Here is a 22430-nt window from a genome sequence, read left to right on the forward strand (position 1 = left end):
CCGTCTCTACGCCGAGCGGTGGAGCTGGCTGGTTCAGCGTGCAGGTTTGGGGCAGGACGGGTGCGTTCCTGCTGTGACCAGATCGGATACTGCAGTTCGGGGGTCACCACTGGTGACCAGGCCCTCACCGACCAGAACGGCGTCAGCGCCTGCTCCGGCGTAGGCCAGTAGGTCAGCGGTTCCACGTACACCGGATTCGGCTACGCGAATCACTTCGCTGGGCAGACCCGGAGCGATACGGCCGAAGCTGTCTCGGTCGATTTCCAGAGTCTTGAGGTTGCGGGCGTTGATTCCGATCACGCTCGCACCGGCTTCGAGGGCGCGATCGGCCTCGGCTTCGGTATGCACCTCCACCAACGCCGTCATCCCCAACGATTCGGTCCGGTCGAGCAGCGACGCAAGCGCGTGCTGCTCGAGGGCTGCGACGATCAGCAGAATGACGTCCGCGCCATGTGCTCGCGCTTCGTGAATCTGGTACGGCCCGACGATGAAGTCCTTGCGCAGAACCGGGATGCTCACGGCCTTGCGGACGGCATCGAGATCGGCGAGCGATCCGTTGAAGCGTCGCTCCTCGGTGAGAACGCTGATGATTCGAGCACCGCCCTGCTCGTACGCCTGGGCCAAAGTGGCCGGATCACCGATCTCGGCAAGTGCACCCTTGGACGGACTCGCTCGCTTGACCTCGGCGATGACGCCGATGCCGTCCTCGTGGAGTGCTGCGGTTGCATTGAGCGGTGCGGACGCTTTCGCGGCGGCGGCCTTCACCGTCGCGAAGTCGATCAGCGCTTCGCGCGCAGCGACGTCGGCTCGCACACCGTCCAGAATCGAATCGAGAACTGTCATGGTGACCCGAGTCCTTTCCCATCGGTGACCTGATGTGAGAAAACTCATTTCAGGTCTTGCCCTAGCGTAGTGGGCGGTTTCAGTCTTCTGATTTTCGGGTGCCCGACGGGTCGGTGGGGTCCTCTCCCGCATCGAGTGCGTCCCACAGCATTCGCTCGGTCAAGTCGTCCCCCTCACCGTTTTCCTCGGCACGCTCCGACGCGGTCCTGGTACGTCGGACGACTTCGTCGCGACGCGTAGCTGGTGCGTCGTATTTGGAAGACAGTACCTTCCGCGCGGTTGGTTTCCGCACCAGCACCACGGCGGCGGCCAGTGCGCACACCGAGCCGATCAGGGCGAGGATTGCAGGCAGGACATAGGTCTGCGTCGCCACGACTTCGGCCCTGCCCGGCAACTCCGCGAGTTCGGCCGCCTTCACGTACGACACCTCGCCCCACAACGCCTGTACCGCAGGAACACCGGCTCCTACCGCCACGAGTCCGACGAGCACGGCGAGCACACGAGACGCCCATCCCCGCACTGCGAAGGACGCCGCCACGGCGGCCACCAATGCCAGCGCGAGCGGCGTCGATGCAGCCGCCCACGAACTCCCCACGAGATCGACCGAGCGCTCCTCGCCGAGGCCGTCGGAAGACGTGACTCCGACCCATGTCATTCGGCTACTTCCCCACAGACACACCGCGCCTCCGAGTAGCAAAGCCACACCGACTGCGCTACTTCGCGATCGGCGAGCGGGCGGCGCGTCGGTGGTCACCGGTCGCCGACCGTGCGCAGAGATTCGGCGGCGGCCACTGCTCCGAGAACGGCCATCGCCTTGTTCCTGGCTTCTGTGTCCTCGTATTCGGCCACCGAATCGGCAACCACGCCCGCACCGGCTTGAACGTAGGCAGTGCCGTCCTTCATCAACGCCGTCCTGATGGCAATGGCAGTGTCGGCGTCGCCGGAAAAATCGAGATACCCGACGATTCCGCCGTACACACCGCGCCTAGTCGGCTCCAGTTCGTCGATCAGTTCCATCGCTCGAACCTTCGGAGCGCCCGACAGCGTGCCCGCGGGAAAGCATGCCTTGACCGCGTCCAGCGCGTGTTTGCCCTCCGCCAGCGTTCCTGTGACGGTCGACACCAGGTGCATCACATGGCTGTACCGCTCGATGTGCCGGTAGTCGCTGACCCTGACCGTCCCCGGTGTACAGACCCGCCCGAGATCGTTTCGGCCGAGATCGACCAGCATCAGATGCTCGGCATTCTCTTTTTCGTCCGCGAGAAGGTCCTTCTCGAGCAGAACGTCCTCTTCTTCCGAGGTACCTCTCCATCGCGTACCAGCGATCGGATGGGTTTTCGCGACACCGTCGACGACCGTCACCAGGGCTTCTGGGCTCGACCCCACGATGGAGAACGCAGTTTCCCCGTCGGGGCCCGGAACATGCAGCAGGTACATGTACGGACTCGGGTTCGATGCACGGAGCATTCGGTAGACGTCCAACGGAGACGCGTCGGTGTCCATCTCGAAACGCTGCGACAGAACAACCTGAAACGCCTCGCCCGCCTCGATCTCTTCGACGAGTCGATCGACGTCCGCGCCGAATCCTTCGGAGGTGCGCTGACGGCGATACTTCGGGGTCGGTTTGGTCATCGTGGAGACAGTCGAAGCAGCAGGTGCCGCCAGATCGGAGCACATCCGGTCGAGCCTGCGTACTGCGTCGTCGTACGCCTCGTCGACACGGTCGTCCGTGCCGTCCCAGTTGACGGCATTGGCGATGAGCGTGATGGCGCCTTCGTGGTGGTCGACGGCGGCGAGATCGGTGGCCAACAACATCACCATCTCGGGGACCTGGAGGTCGTCCTGGGCGTGCTCCGGCAACGTCTCGATGCGGCGAACAGCGTCGTAACCCATGTAGCCGACCATTCCCCCGGTAAGAGGGGGCAGGTCCGGCAGCCGCTCGGAGCGCAGCAGCTCCAGAGTGCGGCCCAACACGTCGAGTGGATTGCCACCGGTCGGCACTCCTGCCGGCACGTTGCCCCGCCAGATCGCCTCACCGTCGTGAGTCGTCAGTGCGGCCGGCGTGCCGGCTCCGATGAACGACCATCTGGACCAGGACCGTCCGTTCTCGGCCGACTCCAGCAGGAACGTCCCGGGACGATCGCCACCGAGCTTCCGGTACGCGGACAACGGTGTCTCGGAATCCGCAAGCACCTTGCGAACGACAGGGACGACGCGGTGCTCCGCGGCAAGTGCTCTGAATACTTCGCGGCTGGTGGTGAATTCCGAGTCGCCGCTCGACGTTGCTCCGGGCAGGGTGGTTGTCTCGCCATGCATGGGCTCATCATCCCAGGTGCCTCACGTGTGGCACTGCGCGCGGTGGTCTTGATACTTACCGACCGGTAGCCTCCGAGGAATGAAACCAGGCGATCGCGTCGACAACTTCACCTTGCCCGATCAGACCGGCACCCCCCGCTCGCTCGACAGCTTGCTGCAGAACGGCCCGCTCGTGCTCTTCTTCTACCCAGGTGCCCTCACTCCGGGCTGCACCGTCGAGGCGTGCCACTTCCGCGATCTTGCGTCGGAATTCGCCGAGGTCGGCGCGTCCCGCGCCGGAATCAGCACCGACGACGTCACAAAGCAGGCCGAGTTCGCGGACGTGAAGTCCTTCGACTATCCACTTCTGTCGGACACCGATGCCGCCGTCGCTGCACAGTTCGGCGTCAAACGCGGACTGCTCGGCAAACTGTCGCCAGTCAAGCGGTCGACATTCGTCATCGACTCCGACCGCACTGTCCTCGAAGTCTTCAACAGTGAGTTCAGGTTCGAGGCGCATGCCGATCATGCGCTGAAATTCTTGCGCGGTCGTTCGACAACGTGAATCTGCGCGGGGGATGCGCGCGAAGGTGACTCGAAATGAAACACTGGACGGCACAAGCATGTGGTGACTACAACCAACAGTGTGTGTGCTCGAAAGGAAGGCTCCCCCGCAATGGACGAGTCGGCAGAACAACCCGTAACCCACTGGCTCACGGACAACGAGCAGGCGGCATGGCGATCTCTCGTCGCCATTCTCACTCGGCTACCTGCTGCCCTCGACACGCAGCTTCAGCGTGACTCATCGCTGACGCACTTCGACTACTTCGTGCTGTCCGGACTTTCCGAAGCCCCCGACCGCCGCCTTCAGCTCCGAGACCTGGCGAAATTCGCCAACGCGTCGCTCTCCCGGCTCTCGCACGTGGTGACCAAGCTGGAAAAGATCGGATGGGTCCGCCGCGAGAGCATCGAGGGCAGCCGCGGCTCGTACGCCGTCCTCACCGACACCGGAATGGAGAAGGTCGTCGAAGCTGCTCCAGGACACGTCGAGACCGTCCAAGCTCTGCTCTTCGAAGGACTGGACGAGACCGAGGTGGCTCGGCTCGCAGCATTGAGCTCGGTGATGCTGACCCAACTGGACAAGGGCATTGCCGAGGGCACAGGCAAAGCCTGAGGGGAATTGCCGAGGGCACAGGCAAAGCCTGAAGCGTTCAGCTCAACAGGACATCGGCGTCGAAGCACGTGTGATCACCGGTGTGGCAGGCCCCGCCCTCCTGGTCGACGACGAGCAGCACGGTGTCGCCGTCGCAGTCCAGCCGAACCTCGTGGACGTACTGCGTGTGTCCCGAGGTCTCACCCTTGACCCAGTATTCCTGGCGTGAACGCGAGTAGTAGGTGCCCTTCCTGGTCTCCAGTGTCCGGGCCAACGCCTCGTCGTCCATCCATGCCACCATCAACACATCCCCGGACGACCGCTCCTGGGCGACGGCGCTGACAAGACCCGCCTCGTTACGTTTGAGACGGGCTGCGATGCCTGGATCCAGACTCATGACGTCCGTTTTACCTCTCGTGTTCGGGCGGGGCCAGTTCAGCGGACGACGATGCCGTCGGCGCGCATCGCGTCTTTGACCTGAGCGATGGTGAGATCACCGAAGTGGAAGACGCTCGCTGCCAGTACGGCATCGGCGCCGGCGGTAACTGCAGGCGGAAAGTGCTCGACGACGCCTGCGCCGCCACTCGCAATGACCGGAACGTGGACGGCGGCCCGGACCGCCGCGATCATCGGCAGGTCGAAACCTGCCTTCGTACCGTCGGCATCCATCGAATTCAGCAGGATCTCGCCGACGCCGAGTTCGGCGCCCCGCCGTGCCCACTCGACCGCGTCGATTCCGGTCCCGCGCTTGCCACCGTGTGTGGTGACCTCCCACCCCGACACCGTGTCCTGTTGGCCGTCGGGCACGGTTCGCGCGTCCACCGACAGAACGATGCACTGCGATCCGAACCGTTCACTGAGTTCGCGGAGCAGTTCGGGCCGCGCAATTGCTGCCGTGTTGACGCTGACCTTGTCCGCGCCCGCGCGTAACAACCGATCGACATCTTCCACCGTCCGCACTCCCCCACCGACGGTCAACGGAATAAACACCTGCTCGGCAGTTCGGCTCACGACGTCGAGCATCGTGCCTCGATCGGAGGTCGACGCCGTTACATCGAGGAACGTCAATTCGTCGGCGCCCTGTGCGTCGTACGCCGCGGCCAGCGCGACCGGATCACCGGCATCGCGCAGATTTTCGAAGTTGACGCCCTTCACGACCCGGCCGGCATCGACGTCGAGGCATGGGATGACACGTACGGCGACAGTCATCGGACTCGTCCTTCCAGGAAATCGGCGGGATCGCCGAGCTCGGTGATCACGTTCAGCAATTCCTCGTGCACACCTGGCGACGCTGCGAGCACCGACCGCGACGCGATGGTCCACGGCTCACCCGTCAGGTCGGTCACGACCCCGCCGGCGGCCTGAACCAGAAGCGCACCCGCGGCGTTGTCCCAAGCCTGGTGTCCGAACACGACACAACCACCGAGAACACCACTGGCCGTGTAAGCCAGGTCGACGCCGGTGGCACCGTGCATTCGCAGGCGTGAGGACACTCTCGACAACTCTTCGAGGATCCGCACCCTGTACAGCCCTGGCGTTCGTCCTCGGCTCGCGATGTTGAAGGCACCGAAACCGATCATCGAGTCCGAGAGCGCGCGGTCGGTCAATCTCGGCAGCGGTTGCCCACCGAGATGAACCGGTCCACCGACTACGGCCGAGAACCGCTGCCCGACAAGCGGCAGCCACGTCAACCCCAGCACCGGGACACCGTCGTCGAGAAGAGCCAACAGTGTTCCCGCCGAGGGCAGTCCGGCAGAGTAGTTGAACGTCCCGTCGATGGGATCGAGGACCCATACCGGACCCGAATCCAGTTCGGGTCCACCGAATTCTTCACCGTGCACAGGGATGCCGGTCTGCGCGAGCAGCTCGCTGCTCAGGCGCTTCTCGAGTTCGAGATCCACGGCCGTGGCGAAATCGTCGGGACCCTTCTGCACTGCACTCGGTGCACCTACGCCCGCGACGAACCTATCGTGAACACCGTCGAGCAGGCGGCTGGCAATTTGGAGCAGCCGCTGCGGATCCTCCGGCAGACTCATTCGGTCGCTATTTCGACACTGCTGCGAGCGCGTCCGGCAGCGTGAATCGCCCCGCATACAGAGCCTTGCCGACGATCGAGCCCTCGACGCCGGCGTCGACAAGTCCAGCAATCGCGCGGAGGTCGTCGATGGTGGACACGCCGCCCGAAGCAATCACCGGCTTGTCGGTCTTCTCGCACATCTGCCGCAAGAGGTCCAGATTCGGTCCGGTCAGGGTTCCGTCCTTGGTGACGTCGGTGACGACGTAGCGCGAGCAGCCGTCGCGTTCTAGCCGTTCGAGCACGTCCCACAGTTCGCCACCGTCGCTCACCCATCCACGTCCGCGAAGACGGTTCTGGCCCTCGACGATCAGCACATCGAGCCCCACGGCCACGCGGTCCCCGAATTCGCCGATGGCGCGTGAGCACCATTCGGGGTCTTCGAGAGCAGCGGTGCCGAGATTCACTCGTGCACATCCGGTTGCGAGCGCGGCACGCAACGACTCGTCGTCACGGATCCCGCCGGACAATTCGACTTTCACGTCCAATTCACCGACGACATCCGCAAGGAGTTCACGATTGGACCCGCGTCCGAACGCAGCATCGAGATCTACCAGGTGTACCCACTCGGCACCGTCGTTCTGCCACGCGAGGGCTGCATCGCGCGGAGATCCGTATTTCGTTTCACTCCCCGCCTCTCCTTGAACGAGACGGACAGCTTCGCCACCTGCGACATCGACAGCAGGCAATAAGACCAGGCTCACGTGCGCTTATGCTACTGCCACCGAGCTGGCCGGCGGCGCTCAGGGTCCGGCGCCACCGTCGTTGCGTTCGTCACCGAGACCACGTCGTGTCATTCGCGTTGACACGACTCCCATCACGGTGATCGCCCCAGCGATTCCCACGGCAACGATGCCCAAACCGACACCTGCGCCGGGACGAACCACGGCCACGATCACCGTCGTCACCACCAGGACCACCGTCGCGCTGCCGAGAGAGACGACGGCAAGCCGCGCGAACGAGAATTCTCGATCCGTCACCGCGAGGGGTTCACAACGAGTCGATCCAGTTCTCGAGCAGTGCCGCGCCGGCGTCACCGGACTTCTCGGGGTGGAACTGCGTTGCGGACAACGGACCGTTCTCCACCGCCGCCAGAAAGTCCCCACCGTGATCAGCCCAGGTCAACAGCGGAGGTGCGATGGTATCGCCGACGTCCATCTCCCACTTCTGGGTGGCGTAGGAATGCACGAAGTAGAACCGTGTATCGGCGTCGATTCCATCGAAGAGCACGCTCGAAGGCGCTGCGCGCACGGTGTTCCACCCCATGTGCGGAAGTACGTCGGCCTGCAAACGCTCGACCGTTCCCGGCCACTCGCCGCACCCGTCGGCTTCGACGCCGAACTCGACACCACGATCGAACATGATCTGCATTCCGACGCAGATGCCGAGAACAGGACGACCGCCTGCCAACCGTTGGCCGATGATGCGCTCGCCTTTGACCGCGAGCAGACCCTCCATGCATGCGGCGAACGCACCGACGCCTGGAACCACCAGGCCGTCGGCTGCAAGTGCGATCTTGGGGTCGGCGGTAACGGTGACGTCGGCTCCCACGCGATCGAGGGCACGTTTCGCGGAGTGCAGATTGCCCGAGCCGTAATCGAGCAGTGCCACAGACTTCATGGGCGACAGTCTATCCGGCCGAGCGGACGCGATCGATTGCGACCACCATGGCCATCACCAGAGCAACGGCGGCGGCCATCGCGAATCCCGAGGCGTAACCGACTGTTCCGACGATTACCCCGAGGGCCATGGCGCCGGTCCCGGTGCCGGCGTCGAAGCCGATGTTCCATGCGGCGCTCGCCTGGCTGTACCTCGCTGGACCGGCGACTCGGAATGTCATGACGAGGCTGTCGTTCTGTGTAGCGCCGTAGCCGACGCCGAACAATGCGGCCGCAGCGAGGAACAACAGAGCCGGATTGGAACCTGCGACCGCGAATGCGAACAGCGAAACACCACCGAACACCATGAGTAGCGCTGGTGCCAGAGCGCGGCCGATTCCCACCCTGTCGGCAATGGCACCGGCACCGTAGCGTCCTATCAGCATCGACCCGCTGACGATCGCAAGCGCGAATCCGATCAGGGATTCGCGGCCGGGTTCAGCGATCGGCAGAAGACTCGACAATCCGCCGAACGACGCGGACGCCGCCGCGATTGCAAGACAAGGAATGATGAATGCGCGTGCCGCCGAACGACTGTCGGCCGATTTCCGCCGTGGAGGTGCCACCGGATGAATGGCCGGCAGGAAAGCTATCGCGATCAAGCCGATCAACGGGATCACGCCGCCGACGACGAACACGAGCGCAGGCGACAACGCGAACAACACCAGCCCCGCTGGGAGCGTGATCATCTGCGACAACGCGACCGCGATGCCCTGAGCACCGGTCGCGCGACCGAGTTGCTCCGGCGGCGCCAGTTCGGCGACCAGGGCAGCGCCCGCCACGGTGAGCATCCCGAAGCCGACACCTCGCACAGCTGATACCGACAGCACCGGCCCGGCGGCGACCGACAATGCGAACAGCGCCGCGGGTAGTCCGAGGAAAAGACATCCGGCGGCCAGTACCGCACGATGCCCGAATCGGACGAGTAACGACGGCACGAACAGCTGCGTCAGAACTGTGGTCGCCATGAAGATCGCCGTGCTGGCACCGGCAACAGCGTCGGAGCTGCCCGCCCTCGACACCGCCAGAGGAACGACAGGCAGAAGCAGACCCCATCCACCGAAGGCCGCAGCACCCATTGCCATCGCGGCGGGCAATCCTCTGATCGACAGCAGCGACCTCGACGACGTCAAGGAGAAGTCACAGACTGCCCTTGGTGGACGGAATACCGCTGACGCGGGGGTCGTACTCGACAGCCTGCCGAAGAGCCCGCGCGACCGCTTTGAACTCCGCTTCGGTGATGTGGTGTTGATCGCGTCCGTACAACACCCGAACATGCAGCGCGATACGTGCGTTCATCGCCAGCGACTCGAAGACGTGGCGATTGATGACCGTCGCGTAGGGCACGCCCGGATAGCCGCCGATGATGGAATGCACCATGTAGTCCGGCTCTCCTGTGTGCACGCAGTACGGACGGCCCGAGACGTCGACCGACGCGTGTACTTGGGTCTCGTCCATCGGAATGAACGCATCACCGAACCTGGTGATACCCGACTTGTCTCCGAGGGCCTGTCCGAGTGCCTGCCCGAGCACGATCGCGGTGTCCTCGACCGTGTGGTGCGCGTCGATCTCGATGTCGCCCTTCGCATGAACCGTCAGGTCGAAACGAGCATGCGTGCCGAGAGCAGTGAGCATATGGTCGTAGAACGGCACACCCGTCGAGATGTCCACGACGCCGGTGCCGTCGAGGTTGAGCTCGACGGTGATGTCGGATTCCTTGGTTGCGCGCTCGATGCGGGCGATACGAGGTGCGTTGGTCGTCATCGTTGTGCCTGTTCTTCCGTAATTGCGAGTTCGTCGTTCACGAGCACTGCACTGACTTCGAGAAATCTGTCGTTCTCGGCGGTCAGGCCGATGGTGGTCCGCAGGTACCCGTCGATGCCGACGTCTCGGATCAACACCCCGTGGTCGAGGTACCGTTTCCACGCCGCGGCTGCGTTCGAAAATCTGCCGAACAGAACGAAATTGGCGTCGCTGGGGATGACGTCGAATCCGAGTTCGATCAGTGCTGCACTGACGCGATCGCGTTCGGCCGCGAGCTGTGCGACGCTTGCCAGCGTCTCCGGCGCGTGCCGAAGCGCCGCCAGCGCGGCTGCCTGTGTGACGACGGAGAGGTGATAAGGCAAGCGCACCAGGAACATTGCGTCGACGACCGCCGGCGCGGCCACGAGATATCCGAGGCGACCACCTGCAAACGCGAACGCCTTGCTCATCGTGCGGCTGACCACCAATTTGGTCGGGTACTCCCCGATCAGGCCGATCGCACTCGGGAGCGCAGAGAACTCGGCGTAGGCCTCGTCGAGTACGACGATGCCCGGCGCCACGTCCAGGATCCGTCGCAGGTCCTCGGTCGCGATGCTGTGTCCGGTCGGGTTGTTGGGACTCGTCACGAATACGACGTCGGGTGCACTACGCGAGATCGACTCGACCGCGTACTCGATGTCGAGCGAAAAATCCTCGCGTCGCTGCGCGTCGATCCATTCCGTCTGTGTTCCCGAGGAAATGATCGGGTGCATCGAATAGGAAGGGACGAAGCCGAGCGATGTTCGTCCCGGACCTCCGAACGCCTGCAACAGCTGTTGCAGAATCTCGTTGGAGCCGTTGGCCGCCCACACGTTGCTGACGTCGACCGCGAATCCCGTCTGGCCGGTGAGGTACTGCGCCAGAGCAGTTCGCAGTTCGACTGCGTCGCGATCTGGATACCGATGGAGCTGTACGGCCGCACGTCGGACGGACTCGGCGACATCGTCGATGAGAGCCTGCGTCGGCGGGTGCGGATTCTCGTTGGTGTTGAGCTGCACCGGGACGGTCAGCTGAGGTGCGCCGTACGCGGACTTTCCGCGCAAGCTGTCCCGGAGCGGGAGAGAATCCAAGGAAACCTCTTGCCCGACAACCTTGCTCACGAACTCAATCCTTCGAATCGAAGGCGAACGGCTTCACCGTGCGCCGGAAGATCCTCGGCGTTGGCCAGCGCGATCACGTGACCGGCGACGTCTTTCAGCGCCGCCTCCGAGTAGTCGACTACGTGGATCCCACGGAGGAACGTCTGCACACTGAGACCCGACGAGTGGCGTGCACACCCCGCCGTGGGCAGAACATGGTTCGAGCCGGCGCAGTAATCGCCCAGGCTCACAGGCGACCAGGCGCCAACGAATACCGCTCCCGCACTTCGGACTCGAGCTGCTACAGCGGACGCGTCGGCGGTCTGGATCTCGAGGTGCTCCGCTGCGTAGGCGTTGACCACCGCGAGCCCCTGATCGACGTCGTCGACGAGTACGACGCCGGACTGCTGCCCGGACAACGCTGCGCGGACGCGATCCGCGTGTTTGGTGAAGCCGAGTTGGGCCTCCAGCGCGAGCTCGACCGAATTCGCGAGATCCTCGCTAGTCGTCACGAGAACACTGGCGGCCATGACGTCGTGCTCGGCCTGGCTGATCATGTCGGCCGCAACATGGATCGGATCGGCCGTCGAGTCGGCCAGGATGGCGATCTCGGTGGGTCCGGCTTCGGAATCGATCCCGATCAGCGAACGACACAGCCGCTTGGCCGCCGTCACGTAGATGTTCCCCGGACCGGTGATGAGATCGACCGGTTCGAGCAAGGCGCCGTCGGTGTCGGTTCCGCCGTATGTGAGCAACGCAATACCCTGGCCGCCGCCGACCGCCCACACTTCCTCGACCCCCAGCAGCTCTGCAGCGGCGAGAATGGTCGGGTGAGGAAGTCCGCCGAACGCCTTCTGCGGCGGCGACGCGACCACGAGGGACCCCACGCCTGCAGTCTGCGCCGGAACGACGTTCATCACTACAGAGGACGGATACACCGCATTTCCGCCCGGTACGTACAACCCGACGCGCTCGACCGGAACCCATCTCTCGGTGACGACGCCACCGGGCACGACCTCTGTGGTGGTGTCCGTGCGTCGTTGGTCAGCGTGCACGAGCCTGGTTCTTTCGATAGCCACCTCGAGCGCGACGCGAACCGCGGGATCCAGCTCGTCGAGCGCCTGGACCAGCGCCTCGGCCGGCACCCGAACTCGCTCGGGGCGTACTCCGTCGAACTTCTCGGAGAACTCCTGCGCCGCCGCGACTCCGCGGTCTCGAACCGCATCGACAACCGGTCGAACCTGATGCAGCACCGCATCGACATCCACTCCACCTCGTGGGAGCGCGCCGCGAAGTTCGGCGGTGGATGGAGTTCGACCACGCAGATCCACGCGGGCGAGCTCGATACGGGCAGGCATAGTTTTCCCTTCGGCAGAGCGAACAGCGGTCTACTTCTCGAAACACCAGGATAGTGGGGACGACAATCGGATTTCACCGCACGTCCCACCGGCGCCGAATCGAGCCCACGGCGCCCTTACGAATACCTGCGCGCCAGTTTCTCCAAAGTCGACGAGATTCCCCTGGCGTTCTGCTGCGGCATCTTCAGCACCTCGAGTATCTTGGGCACCTTGGCCGTGCCGTACTGAAACATCTCGGTCACGGTGGTTCGGCCGGGCTCCTTTTCTTCCAGCTCCCATCGCCACGTGTGTCCCATCGGGTGCTGCCACTCGATGATCTTGGTTGTGTCGCTGTCGATGAATTCGGTGACCGTGCTGGTAATGCGGTACGGAACTCCGTACTGCTTCATGCCGACCGAGAACTTCGACCCCTTCTCCAGCCGCTTCGGACCCTTCACCGTGTCCTTGACCGTGCCGGACCCATCCAGCTCGCCATGGCGATGGGGGTCCGAGACCATGGCGAACAGTTCGTCCGCAGGTGCCTCGACCTCGGTCTGTCGTGCGACGATCCGGTCGCCCTTGTCTATTGATCTGATCGAAGTCATAGGAGGTCCTATACCCGCATCGGCGGTAACCATTCGCGCGCAACCGGTCGCTCGTTGTTCAATAACGACGTGAACGTGCATGTGTGGTTGGCCTTCGTCGGTGCGGCCGTCGTCATCAGTTTGTCGCCCGGGGCAGGTGCCATCGCGTCGATGTCGACCGGTCTCCGCTACGGTCTCCGGCGCGGATACTGGAACATCTTCGGTCTGCAGATCGGCCTACTGCTGCAAATCGGTATCGTCGCAGTCGGTCTGGGAGCGGTGCTCGCGCAGTCCTCGGTCGCATTCTCGGTGATCAAGTGGTTCGGCGTCGCGTACCTGGTGTACCTCGGAATCCGGCAGTGGCGCGCAGCGCCGACAGAGGTGGCGCAGACCCCGCCGGTAGCCGATCGGGGCCTGGCGATGCTCGGTCGGGGGTTCTTGGTGAACGCGAGCAATCCGAAGGCAGTCGTCTTCATGCTCGCGATACTTCCCCAGTTCGTCGATCCGTCCACCGCGCTTCTGCCGCAATACCTGATCATTGCTGCGACCATGGTGGCCGTGGACATGCTGGTGATGACCGGATACACCTCTCTCGCCTCGCGCGTGCTGAAGGTGATGCGGTCTCACAGGCAACAGGTAGTGATGAACAGGACGTTCGCGGGCCTGTTCTTCTTCGCCGCTGCCTTCCTGGCGACCGTTCGCCGCGCCCAGCCGATCTGACGAAGCCACGAGACCATGAGGACGTGCAGATGAGGAAGTATCGAGTGCTGATGAAACCGGAAGACGCGACCGAAAGCGTCGCGCTGGGGACCTTCGACACGCTGCTCGAGGCCAACACCTGGATCCGCGACGAAGGCCATCGCGACGAGCACGAACTCGGAACGTACGACGTCGAGGTCGTCGACGAATGAGCGTGGCGTGCCCGTGCCTGCGAGGCGTTCCCTTCGAGGTCTGCTGCGAACCCGTCATCGAAGGCCGAGTGATCGCACCGACCGCCGAACACCTCATGCGATCGCGATACAGTGCGTTCAGCGTAGGCAACGCGGCCCATCTTCTCGCAAGCTGGCATCGGACAACCGCGCCGGAGGTGGTCGAACTCGACCCTGACCAACGGTGGTATCGCCTCGATTTCCACTACAGCAGCGCCGGGGGTTTGCTGGACAGGGAAGGCATCGTGGAATTCAGCGCGTTCTACCGCCACCCGGACGGTAACGGTTCGCTTCGCGAGCGCAGCCGGTTCGTCCGAGACGACGGCAAGTGGTTCTACGTCGACGGTGTCGTCGGACTTCGGTGACCTCTCGACTTCGGTGACTTCTCGACTTCGGTGACTTCTCGACTTCGGTGACTTCTCGAAGTCGGTGATCTATCGAAGCTTCTGCGGCCGGTTGGTCGCGGCGCGCCGTGCCTCGTCCTTTGCCTTGATTCGCTCGGCTTCGGCGCGGACCTCCTCCTGAGTGCGGCGTTCCTTCGTCAGCCACTCGGGCATGTCCGCGAGCAGGGCCTCGATCTGCTCCGTCGTCAAAGCGTCGGTAACACCTGCTCGCGCCAGGCCCGCAATGGACACCCCGAGCTTGCGGGCGATGACGTCCTTGGGGAAGGGCCCGTCTGTCTGCAGCTCCACCAACCACGCAGGTGGGTCGCTGCGCAGGGCGTCGAGCTCGGCCCTGCTCACCGAGCCGGTCTGGAACTCGTCGGGAGCTGCGGGAAGGTAGATACCGAGCTTGTTCGCCGCGGTCAGGGGCTTCATGTTCTGCTGCTTATTCTCCGGGCTCACTCTTCACACCCTATCGTCCCCTCCGGACACCCGATGCCACCGTCGTGAGGCGATCGGCAGCGTCCCCTACTGTTGATCTCGTGAACTTCGACGTACAGACCCTCCGCTGGTACATCGCTGTGGCGGAGGAACTGCACTTCGCACGGGCCGCCAAGTCCTTGAACATTGCGCGCACGAAGTTGAGCGCTGCAGTCATCGACCTCGAGGATCGACTCGGACATTCGTTGTTCGTTCCGGGGGCCTCGCCGACTCGGCTGACGCAGGAGGGCGCCGTTTTCCTCGTCACCGCACGCGAACTCGTCGACGAGGACGATCGCCTGCGCGCCGAGGAGGCGGCCCTGCTCGCGTCGAAGCAGGCAACGTTGACCGTGGGATACACCGAAGGCGTCACGCCGACCAAGTGGACGAGGATTTGGGCCGAGCGATTTCCCGACGTTGCACTGGAGCTCGTTCCGTCCACGATCGACTCACAATCGACGATCTTGGACGACGGGATCGTCGACGTCGCGTTCGTCCGCATGCCGGTGGACCCGAACGGACTCAGCGTGATCGGTCTGTACGAGGAGGTTCCGGTCGTCGTCGTTCCGAAAGACCACGCGGTCGCAGCGTTCGAACGAATTTCCATCGCGGATCTCGCCGACGAGCACCTTCTCAACGACGCAGACACAGTCCCCGAATGGTTCGAGATCGCCACCGAAGTGGCCGATGGCACTCGGCTTCCCGTACCGCCGATCGCGACGAACGACGAGTTGATCGAGTACGTTGCGGCAGGCCTCGGGCTCGCCATCGTTCCGCAGTCGATAGCGCGCCTCCACGCGCGCAAGGATCTCGTCTACCGTCCGGTCGACGGTGTTGCGGGATCCCCCGTCGCCATCGCGTGGCCCACCGGCGCGACGACCGAGAACGTCGAGGAGTTCGTCGGTATAGTCCGTGGCCGCTCGGTCCGAAGCTCGCGAGGGTCCGGAACGGAGAAGGCAGCCACCGCAAAGAAACCCACCGTCAAGAAGCCCACCGTCAAGAAGCCCGCAGCGACGAAAGCTCGACAAGGCGCCCCCGCCGCAAAGTCACGGCGAGCCGCACCCGCCCGCGGCAAGAGACCGAAACGCTGATCGGTCGTTCAGATTCCGAGCCCCCGGAGTTTGTCGAGATCGCGGCGCTCGCGTTTCGTCGGTCTGCCCGCACCGCGGTCTCGACGAGGCGCAGATGCGAGGACTTCCTTCGGAGGTGGCGGTGGACTTCGGTCGATCATGCACTCGGCAGCAACCGGGGCCCCCACGCGCTTTGCGACGACACGGGTGACGACGACGATCTTCTCGAGCCCGTCGACCCTCAACCTGATCTCGTCGTCCGACCCGATCCGCTGACCTGCCTTCGACGGAGTGCCGTTGACGCGAACGTGCCCCGCTCGGCACGCGGCTGCGGCTGCGGAGCGGGTCTTGAACAGCCGAACGGCCCAGATCCAGCTGTCGAGTCGAACGCTCTGTATTTCGGACATCGTCAACGAATCTACAAGAACGAGGTAGCTACATGTCCAGACCGAGGTCGAGGACGGTCACGGAGTGGGTGAGACCACCCACCGCTAGAAAGTCGACCCCGGTCTTCGCGTAGTCGTGAGCAACGTCGAGGGTCAGACCACCGGACGATTCGAGCCGTGTCGACGGTGCAAGCTTGGCGCGCCGCTGGACTGCCATTTGTGTCTGCCACAGCGGGAAATTGTCCAGCAGCACCAATTCGACGTCCTCGGCCAGGATCTCGTCCAGTTGTTCGAGGCTGTCGACCTCCACCTCGCATTCGATGCTGGGGGCCGCGGCCCGCACAGCCCGTAGAGCGGCGACCACCGAGCCTGCTGCCGCGACATGATTGTCCTTGATCAACGCCGCGTCGCCGAGCCCCATCCGGTGATTGACGCCGCCTCCGGCGCGAACCGCGTATTTCTGCAGCGCGCGCAACCCGGGTAACGTCTTTCGACTGTCCCTGATCTTGGTGTCGGTGTCGGACACCTCGGCTACCCACGCCGCCGTTGCGGTCGCGATACCGGACAGGTGGCACAGCAAGTTCAGCATTGTCCGCTCAGCCGTCAACAACCCACGGATCGGTCCGGTGACGGTCAACACCGATGTCCCCGGTTCCACTCGGGCTCCGTCGACCACGCGATCGACGATGTCGTAGTTGCCCGCTCCGAGTACCTCGTCGAGTACGACGAGTCCGACGTCGAGGCCCGCGATCGTGCCGAATTGGCGCGACACAACCGATGCCGTCGCGACCGCGCCGGCTGGAACAGTCGCATTCGTGGTGACATCGGGCCCGTACTTCAAGTCCTCCGCGAGAGCCGTCGCGACGAGCGAACGCACTTCGTCGAGGTCGAGGCCCTGCGCTGTAACGGCATTCACTGTCAACTCACTCCTGTCATAGCCGATGAAAGTGATTGGCCGATCGGCGCGAACACCGTTTCGAGCTCACCGCCGGAACCACGTCGGATCCGCATGCTGCCGCGCAGGCTCTCCACCTCGCCCGGGTGATCCATTCGAGTGTGGCACCCGCGGCTCTCCCGACGCTTTGCCGCCGCCATGACGAGTGCGGTCGCTGCAAGCGTCAGAGCAGAGTCCTCCAAAATTGTTCTCGCCGAGTTCGGTTCCGCGCTGACGGTTGCCCGATCCCGCGCCAGTGTCGCGAGCGCGGAGCCTGCGAAGGCGAGCCCGGCGCCATCGCGCACCACTCCGGCGTGCTCGGTCATGAGCTGTTGGAGTTCTGCGCGTGGAAGACTGCGGATCGACGGAAGCTCCACCGCGACATCGGTGGTCGGGCTCCCCCGACGCTCCGCAGCGATTGCCCCGACACGCTGACCCACGACGAGTCCTTCGAGAAGACTGTTCGACGCAAGTCGATTGGCGCCGTGCAGTCCCGTTCGAGCAACCTCGCCCGCCGCGTACAGCCCGCGGATGCCGGTCCTGCCCCAGACGTCGGTCACCACCCCGCCGCACGAGTAATGGGCTGCGGGGGCAACCGGTATCAGGTCCTCGAGCGGGTCGAGACCGGCGGCCAGAGCCGACCCGGCAACCGTCGGGAATCTGGTGTGGAAATTGCGGATCGAGCGGGCGTCGAGGAGCACATGGTCGGTACCGGTCGCGCGCAGCCGCTCTGCGATCGCACGCGAGACGACATCGCGTGGCGCGAGATCTCCGAGCGGGTGCACACCGGTCATGAATCGTGCGCCGTCCAGGTCTAGCAGGTGGGCGCCTTCTCCGCGGACGGCTTCGCTGATCAGCGGTCTGCGACCGGTTGATCCCTGCGCGAACAGAACGGTCGGATGGAACTGAACGAATTCGAGGTCCGACACTTCTGCCCCCGCATCCAGAGCGAGCGCGATTCCGTCCGCCGTGGCCGCAGGCGGATTGGTACTGCACGAGTACAGCTGCCCGGCGCCGCCCGTGGCAAGGAGTACAGCGGGCGTACGAACGACACCGAAGCCGTCTGCCGAGGACACAAGCAGTCCGACTACCCCGCCGCGATCGGTCAACACGCGCACTGCGGATGCACCGACGAGCACGGCCTGACCCGACACCCCGGTGGCCTCGACCAACGCGCGTTGAACTTCGGCGCCTGTGGCGTCACCGCCGGCATGAATGATCCGCCGAGCGTGGTGCCCGCCTTCCCTGGTGCGCGCTACCCGTCCATCGGCTCCCCTGTCGAACACCGCGCCGAGCGATTCGAGCATTCTCACGGCGTCGGGCCCACTGGACACGATGGACCGCACCGCGTCCGGGTCGCACAGACCGCCACCTGCGTCACACGTATCGCTGACGTGGGAATCGACGGAATCAGCTGTGCTCAGGTCGCCCGGCACCGCGATGCCACCCTGCGCGTACTGCGTCGAGGTATCCGACGAGCCCGCCTTGGCCACCGTCAGAACATTCAAGCCACGTCTGGATGCAGCGATGGTCGCGCTCAGCCCGGCGATGCCGCCGCCGACGACGACCAGATCGGCCGAACATTCCCAGCGAATGTCCGGTCCGACGGTCATGGTCACTCGCCGCCACCAGGGTTGCCGATCTCGATCATTCGCTGAACCGACTTGCTGGCGATATGAGCGGTATCGAGGTCGACGTGCACTTCGTCCTTGCCCTCCACGAGGCACCTGAGCAGAGCAGCAGGCGTGATCATCTTCATGTACCCGCACGAGGCGCGGTCGTTGACCGCCTGGAAGTCAACATCCGGTGCCGCACGGCGCAATTGGTGCAGCATGCCGATCTCGGTCGCGACCAGAACTTGCTTGGCTCCGGTGGTGCGAGCGGCGTCGAGCATGCCACCGGTCGAGAGGATCTTGACCTTGTCCGGAGTGACGAATCCTTCGCCGGCGAGGTACAGCGCCGAGGTGGCGCACCCACATTCGGGGTGAACGTACAGCTCGGCGTCGGGGTGCGAGCGCGACTTCGCGGCCAGCTCGTCACCGTTGATTCCGGCGTGGACGTGGCATTCGCCCGCCCAGATATGCAGATTCTCACGTCCCGTGACGCGTTTGACGTGCGCCCCGAGGAACTGGTCGGGAAGGAACAGAATCTCCCGAGCAGGATCGATCGACTCGACGACCTCGACTGCGTTGGACGACGTGCAGCAGATGTCGGTCAACGCCTTGATCTCGGCCGTGGTGTTGACGTAGGACACCACGACGGCGTGGGGATAGTCCGCCTTCCACTCACGCAACTGCTCGGCGGTGATCGAGTCCGCCAGCGAGCAACCAGCGCGCTGGTCGGGAATCAGGACGGTTTTGGCCGGGCTCAGGATCTTGGCCGTCTCTGCCATGAAATGCACACCACAGAAGATGATCTCGTCCTCGGGCACTTCCGCCGCCAAGCGTGAGAGCGCAAGCGAGTCACCGACGTGGTCGGCGACGTCCTGTATCGCAGGGAGCTGATAATTGTGAGCGAGAATGGTCGCGCCCCGAGCGCGTGCGAGTCGCTTGACCTCGGCGGCCCACTCCTCGGTCGCCTCGACGCCGCTGAACCCTCCAGGTCCGTCGACGATGTCCGCGATGCCGGCCCACGCCATATCGGCGACGGCCCGATCGGCTACTGCCGGACCACTGGTTCCGAGCTGGGTTGCATTGCTCGCCATGGCGCTGCTCCTTCATCCATCGTCCGGTCCCTCGTGGCCCGCTCGTGTCCTGCGGGCTCGATTTCCGGTCCAGATTTCCTTCGTCGGGGTTTTCGACTTACAATCGAAAACATGACACATCGTAGCACTGTGCACGAAGTACTCATCGCGGTATTTCAAGTCAGGAGCTTCGCCCCAGGCCAGAGCCCCGAACTCGGGGTGCTGCTGTGGCAACGTGCGCAAGATCCAGAAAAGGGATTCTGGTCACTACCCGGGGGGATCCTGGAGGACGACGAGGACCTACCGACCTCGGCTCGACGCCAACTCGCAGAGAAGGTGGACGTCACCACGGTGGCGCATCTGGAGCAATTGTCGATCTTCAGCGATCCGAACCGCGTGCCGGGTGACCGGAGAATCGCGTCGAATTTTATCGGGCTAGTTCCGATCTACTCTGAGCCGCAGTTGCCTTCGGACACTGCGTGGCATCCGGTCGCGCGCCTCCCCGAGACGTCTTTCGATCACGGGACCGTCGTGCGCCACGCTCGGCACCGGCTGGTCGCGAAGCTCTCGTACACCAACATCGGCTTCGCCCTTGCGCCGGTCGAATTCGCGATGTCGACGTTGCGAGAGATCTACACCGCCGCGCTCGGATACCAGGTGGATGCAACGAATCTCGGACGCGTGCTCGGGCGGCGGAAGGTAGTCGAACCAACCGGCAAGACATCGCCGTCGGGACGCGCTGGAGGCCGGCCCCCTGCGCTGTACCGCTTCGTCGAATCGTCCCTCCGCGTGACCGACGAGTTCGCCGCTCTCCGACCGCCGAGCTAGTTCGCTCCAGCCGCCGCGGCTCCTGTTTCCTCGTCGGCGCCGTTGGTGTTCTGGTCGTCCTCCGCGGTGAAGCGGAGATTGTCGTGCGGGTTCATCGCTGCAAGCAAGAGCACCACCAGCGAGGCGACGAGGGGTTGAACCAGGAGGACGAGCGCCGACTCGAATCCGGGTGCCAGCGTCACCACCGAACCCGCGGGTGGATCGACAGGACGGGGGTGGACAACGCCTGCGACCCAGATTCCGATTCCGAGCATGACCACCGAGCCGATCGCTGCGCCGACGAAAACACCGACGCACAGAACCGGCCCTCTTGCCGCGGTCCAAGCCCACAACGCCACGGGAAGTACGACTCCCCCGACGAATGCGATGCAGACGAACAGTGCAAGGCCATCGAACCGGTGCATGCTCTCTCCGGTCAACGCCGCACCGCGACCGGGATCGACGACGACGAACTTCTCCGGTGGCGCAAGCGCGGCCCACACGAGACCGCCGAGGACTCCCGCGATCGTCGATGCGGCGACAGCCGTCGCGAGAACTTTGACCGGCCGGACCTCGGACAAATACTGCTCGGTCGCTGTCATCGCCGACCGAGCGACGAGGAGTCGATGTCGCCGTGACGCGAACAGGTCGAGTGCCACCCATTCGGCAGAACCTGGACCACCAGGCGGCGCCCGCAGTCTGCGCAGTAGCGCGGCGGTTCGAGCCCCAGCAGAACCGCTGGGCTGTGGTCGGACGGGTTCGAGCCAAGTCCGACCTCTCGACCTGTATGTGGATCGAATCCGCCGCCGCTCATGATCACGCAGTCCACCTTAGATGGTCGAATTGAGTGCCTTGATCGGCATACTCAGGCTGCCGAGCAGATCGAGATCCTGTTCGGCCGGACGACCGAGGGTGGTCAAGTAGTTGCCGACGATGACGGCGTTGATCCCGCCCAGAATTCCCTGCTGAGCACCGAGGTCACCGAGCGTGATCTCTCGTCCGCCTGCGAACCGAAGAATGGTGCGCGGCAACGCCAGTCGAAATGCGGCGACCGCACGCAAGGCGTCGGACGCGGGCATCACTTCCAGATTTCCGAACGGTGTACCGGGTCGCGGGTTGAGAAAGTTCAGCGGCACCTCGTCGGGTTCGAGCCGCGCCAGGTCCGCTGTGAACTCGGCACGCTGCGCCAACGACTCACCCATGCCGAGAATGCCGCCGCAGCAGACCTCCATCCCGGCGTCGCGCACCATCCGCAGGGTGTCCCATCGCTCCTCCCACGTGTGCGTCGTGACCACGTTGGGAAAGTAGGACCGTGAGGTTTCCAAGTTGTGGTTGTAACGATGAACCCCCATGGACACCAATTGATCGACCTGCTCCTGGGTCAACATTCCGAGCGAGCACGCGATGTCTATCTCCACCTCGTTGCGGATCGCCTCGATCCCCGCCGCGACCTGTGCCAGCAGGCGCTCGTCAGGCCCACGCACTGCTGCGACGATGCAGAATTCGGTCGCACCGGATTTGGCCGTTTGCTTGGCCGCTTCTACGAGGCTGGGGATGTCCAACCTGGCAGCACGCACCGGCGATTCGAACAACCCCGACTGAGAACAGAAGTGGCAATCCTCCGGGCAACCGCCGGTCTTGAGGCTGATGATGCCTTCTACCTCCACCTCCGGGCCGCACCATGCGAGCCGCGCCGCGTGTGCGACCGCGAGCAGTTCCTCGAGGCGTTCTTCGGGGAGGCGGAGAACGTCAAGAACCTGCTCCTCGTTCAACCCGACGCCACCGTCCACGACCTGATCACGGGCAATGTCGAGAATGTCGGTTCGAACGGATCCCTGCGTCATCGACGCCTCCTGCAGCTTGGTCGCGGATACTTGAACAGCGTTCAAGTTGAACGGCGTTCAGGCTATGCTGGGCGTTGGATAGTGTCAA

The 22430-nt window shown here is 64.2% G+C and carries 29 protein-coding genes; 7 read left to right on the forward strand and 22 right to left on the reverse strand.

Features of this window, described 5'->3' with window-relative positions:
- Nucleotides 1–33: 33 nt before the first annotated feature.
- The 3 genes from trpC to D8W71_RS18415 all read right to left on the reverse strand — a co-directional run bounded on the left by trpC (nucleotide 34) and on the right by D8W71_RS18415 (nucleotide 3159).
- A complete protein-coding gene (trpC, locus tag D8W71_RS18405) occupies nucleotides 34–843 on the reverse strand; it encodes an indole-3-glycerol phosphate synthase TrpC (protein ID WP_121115420.1) in 810 nt (269 codons plus the stop codon).
- A 79-nt stretch (nucleotides 844–922) separates the two neighbouring features.
- A complete protein-coding gene (locus D8W71_RS18410; protein ID WP_236077498.1) occupies nucleotides 923–1498 on the reverse strand; it encodes a TIGR02234 family membrane protein in 576 nt (191 codons plus the stop codon).
- 95 nt (nucleotides 1499–1593) lie between these two features.
- Nucleotides 1594–3159, reverse strand: coding sequence for an anthranilate synthase component I (locus D8W71_RS18415; RefSeq protein WP_121115424.1), 1566 nt, complete (start codon nucleotides 3157–3159; stop codon nucleotides 1594–1596).
- A 79-nt stretch (nucleotides 3160–3238) separates the two neighbouring features.
- Between D8W71_RS18415 and D8W71_RS18420 the strand changes: the two genes are divergently transcribed.
- Together D8W71_RS18420 and D8W71_RS18425 are read left to right on the forward strand one after the other, a co-directional pair.
- Nucleotides 3239–3703 carry a peroxiredoxin gene (locus D8W71_RS18420; RefSeq protein WP_121115426.1) on the forward strand — a complete coding sequence of 155 codons (465 nt, stop codon included), beginning with the start codon at nucleotides 3239–3241 and terminating at the stop codon, nucleotides 3701–3703.
- Nucleotides 3704–3814: 111 nt separating this feature from the next.
- Entirely contained in the window at nucleotides 3815–4312 is a 498-nt protein-coding gene (locus D8W71_RS18425; RefSeq protein WP_121115428.1) for a MarR family winged helix-turn-helix transcriptional regulator, read from the forward strand.
- Between the two features lie 37 nt (nucleotides 4313–4349).
- On the opposite strand, the gene hisI is transcribed toward D8W71_RS18425, so the two are convergent.
- The 11 genes from hisI to D8W71_RS18480 all read right to left on the reverse strand — a co-directional run bounded on the left by hisI (nucleotide 4350) and on the right by D8W71_RS18480 (nucleotide 12847).
- Entirely contained in the window at nucleotides 4350–4688 is a 339-nt protein-coding gene (hisI, locus tag D8W71_RS18430; RefSeq protein ID WP_121115430.1) for a phosphoribosyl-AMP cyclohydrolase, read from the reverse strand.
- 38 nt (nucleotides 4689–4726) lie between these two features.
- Nucleotides 4727–5500, reverse strand: a complete 774-nt coding sequence (gene hisF, locus D8W71_RS18435) for an imidazole glycerol phosphate synthase subunit HisF (RefSeq protein ID WP_121115432.1) — start codon at nucleotides 5498–5500, stop codon at nucleotides 4727–4729.
- Nucleotides 5497–6327 carry an inositol monophosphatase family protein gene (locus D8W71_RS18440; protein ID WP_121115434.1) on the reverse strand — a complete coding sequence of 277 codons (831 nt, stop codon included), beginning with the start codon at nucleotides 6325–6327 and terminating at the stop codon, nucleotides 5497–5499. The genes hisF and D8W71_RS18440 overlap by 4 nt, the downstream gene beginning before the upstream one ends.
- A 7-nt stretch (nucleotides 6328–6334) precedes the next feature.
- Entirely contained in the window at nucleotides 6335–7069 is a 735-nt protein-coding gene (priA, locus tag D8W71_RS18445; RefSeq protein ID WP_121115436.1) for a bifunctional 1-(5-phosphoribosyl)-5-((5-phosphoribosylamino)methylideneamino)imidazole-4-carboxamide isomerase/phosphoribosylanthranilate isomerase PriA, read from the reverse strand.
- A 39-nt stretch (nucleotides 7070–7108) separates the two neighbouring features.
- Nucleotides 7109–7345 carry a hypothetical protein gene (locus D8W71_RS18450; protein ID WP_121115438.1) on the reverse strand — a complete coding sequence of 79 codons (237 nt, stop codon included), beginning with the start codon at nucleotides 7343–7345 and terminating at the stop codon, nucleotides 7109–7111.
- 10 nt (nucleotides 7346–7355) lie between these two features.
- The gene (gene hisH / locus D8W71_RS18455; RefSeq protein WP_121115440.1) at nucleotides 7356–7985 is read right to left on the reverse strand and encodes an imidazole glycerol phosphate synthase subunit HisH; all 630 of its coding nucleotides are present in this window, start codon (nucleotides 7983–7985) and stop codon (nucleotides 7356–7358) included.
- A gap of 10 nt (nucleotides 7986–7995) precedes the next feature.
- Complete coding sequence (locus tag D8W71_RS18460; RefSeq protein ID WP_121115442.1) at nucleotides 7996–9108, reverse strand: MFS transporter; 1113 nt, start codon at nucleotides 9106–9108, stop codon at nucleotides 7996–7998.
- Nucleotides 9109–9163: 55 nt separating this feature from the next.
- The gene (gene hisB, locus D8W71_RS18465; protein ID WP_121115444.1) at nucleotides 9164–9787 is read right to left on the reverse strand and encodes an imidazoleglycerol-phosphate dehydratase HisB; all 624 of its coding nucleotides are present in this window, start codon (nucleotides 9785–9787) and stop codon (nucleotides 9164–9166) included.
- Nucleotides 9784–10926, reverse strand: a complete 1143-nt coding sequence (locus D8W71_RS18470) for a histidinol-phosphate transaminase (protein WP_121115446.1) — start codon at nucleotides 10924–10926, stop codon at nucleotides 9784–9786. Before D8W71_RS18470 ends, hisB begins: the two co-directional genes overlap by 4 nt.
- Nucleotides 10923–12263, reverse strand: a complete 1341-nt coding sequence (gene hisD, locus D8W71_RS18475; RefSeq protein ID WP_121115448.1) for a histidinol dehydrogenase — start codon at nucleotides 12261–12263, stop codon at nucleotides 10923–10925. Before hisD ends, D8W71_RS18470 begins: the two co-directional genes overlap by 4 nt.
- A 116-nt stretch (nucleotides 12264–12379) precedes the next feature.
- Nucleotides 12380–12847, reverse strand: coding sequence for an SRPBCC family protein (locus D8W71_RS18480; RefSeq protein WP_121115450.1), 468 nt, complete (start codon nucleotides 12845–12847; stop codon nucleotides 12380–12382).
- 69 nt (nucleotides 12848–12916) lie between these two features.
- Here D8W71_RS18480 and rhtB point away from each other — a divergent pair, with 69 nt between their 5' ends.
- The 3 genes from rhtB to D8W71_RS18490 are packed head-to-tail and all read left to right on the forward strand — an operon-like array spanning nucleotide 12917 to nucleotide 14120.
- Entirely contained in the window at nucleotides 12917–13546 is a 630-nt protein-coding gene (rhtB, locus tag D8W71_RS18485) for a homoserine/homoserine lactone efflux protein (protein WP_121115452.1), read from the forward strand.
- A gap of 29 nt (nucleotides 13547–13575) precedes the next feature.
- Nucleotides 13576–13737, forward strand: coding sequence for a hypothetical protein (locus tag D8W71_RS27650; RefSeq protein WP_201265122.1), 162 nt, complete (start codon nucleotides 13576–13578; stop codon nucleotides 13735–13737).
- Complete coding sequence (locus tag D8W71_RS18490) at nucleotides 13734–14120, forward strand: YchJ family protein (protein ID WP_121115454.1); 387 nt, start codon at nucleotides 13734–13736, stop codon at nucleotides 14118–14120. Before D8W71_RS27650 ends, D8W71_RS18490 begins: the two co-directional genes overlap by 4 nt.
- A gap of 69 nt (nucleotides 14121–14189) precedes the next feature.
- Here D8W71_RS18490 and D8W71_RS18495 read toward each other — a convergent pair whose 3' ends face one another.
- Nucleotides 14190–14600: a DUF5997 family protein gene (locus D8W71_RS18495; RefSeq protein ID WP_121115456.1), complete on the reverse strand. Its 411-nt coding sequence runs from the start codon at nucleotides 14598–14600 to the stop codon at nucleotides 14190–14192.
- Between the two features lie 80 nt (nucleotides 14601–14680).
- Between D8W71_RS18495 and D8W71_RS18500 the strand changes: the two genes are divergently transcribed.
- A complete protein-coding gene (locus D8W71_RS18500; protein ID WP_121115458.1) occupies nucleotides 14681–15709 on the forward strand; it encodes a LysR family transcriptional regulator in 1029 nt (342 codons plus the stop codon).
- Between the two features lie 8 nt (nucleotides 15710–15717).
- On the opposite strand, the gene D8W71_RS18505 is transcribed toward D8W71_RS18500, so the two are convergent.
- The 4 genes from D8W71_RS18505 to nadA are packed head-to-tail and all read right to left on the reverse strand — an operon-like array spanning nucleotide 15718 to nucleotide 19646.
- The gene (locus D8W71_RS18505; RefSeq protein ID WP_121115460.1) at nucleotides 15718–16095 is read right to left on the reverse strand and encodes an RNA-binding S4 domain-containing protein; all 378 of its coding nucleotides are present in this window, start codon (nucleotides 16093–16095) and stop codon (nucleotides 15718–15720) included.
- Between the two features lie 28 nt (nucleotides 16096–16123).
- The gene (nadC, locus tag D8W71_RS18510; RefSeq protein WP_121115463.1) at nucleotides 16124–16990 is read right to left on the reverse strand and encodes a carboxylating nicotinate-nucleotide diphosphorylase; all 867 of its coding nucleotides are present in this window, start codon (nucleotides 16988–16990) and stop codon (nucleotides 16124–16126) included.
- A 2-nt stretch (nucleotides 16991–16992) separates the two neighbouring features.
- Nucleotides 16993–18621 (reverse strand): L-aspartate oxidase, encoded by a 1629-nt coding sequence (locus tag D8W71_RS18515; RefSeq protein WP_121115465.1) that lies wholly within the window; start codon nucleotides 18619–18621, stop codon nucleotides 16993–16995.
- Between the two features lie 2 nt (nucleotides 18622–18623).
- Entirely contained in the window at nucleotides 18624–19646 is a 1023-nt protein-coding gene (nadA, locus tag D8W71_RS18520) for a quinolinate synthase NadA (protein ID WP_121119513.1), read from the reverse strand.
- 177 nt (nucleotides 19647–19823) lie between these two features.
- Here nadA and D8W71_RS18525 point away from each other — a divergent pair, with 177 nt between their 5' ends.
- Nucleotides 19824–20519, forward strand: a complete 696-nt coding sequence (locus D8W71_RS18525; protein ID WP_121115468.1) for an NUDIX hydrolase — start codon at nucleotides 19824–19826, stop codon at nucleotides 20517–20519.
- Here the strand turns inward: D8W71_RS18525 and D8W71_RS18530 are convergent.
- The 3 genes from D8W71_RS18530 to bioB are packed head-to-tail and all read right to left on the reverse strand — an operon-like array spanning nucleotide 20516 to nucleotide 22342.
- Nucleotides 20516–21157: a DUF2567 domain-containing protein gene (locus D8W71_RS18530; protein WP_236077499.1), complete on the reverse strand. Its 642-nt coding sequence runs from the start codon at nucleotides 21155–21157 to the stop codon at nucleotides 20516–20518. The two genes, D8W71_RS18525 and D8W71_RS18530, sit on opposite strands and share 4 nt — an antisense overlap.
- Nucleotides 21097–21312: a biotin synthase auxiliary protein BsaP gene (gene bsaP, locus D8W71_RS28020; protein ID WP_121119515.1), complete on the reverse strand. Its 216-nt coding sequence runs from the start codon at nucleotides 21310–21312 to the stop codon at nucleotides 21097–21099. Before bsaP ends, D8W71_RS18530 begins: the two co-directional genes overlap by 61 nt.
- A gap of 16 nt (nucleotides 21313–21328) precedes the next feature.
- Nucleotides 21329–22342 carry a biotin synthase BioB gene (gene bioB / locus D8W71_RS18540; RefSeq protein WP_121119517.1) on the reverse strand — a complete coding sequence of 338 codons (1014 nt, stop codon included), beginning with the start codon at nucleotides 22340–22342 and terminating at the stop codon, nucleotides 21329–21331.
- Nucleotides 22343–22430: the final 88 nt, after the last annotated feature.

Origin of the sequence: Rhodococcus sp. P1Y, assembly GCF_003641205.1 — a bacterium.
Classification (GTDB): domain Bacteria; phylum Actinomycetota; class Actinomycetes; order Mycobacteriales; family Mycobacteriaceae; genus Rhodococcoides.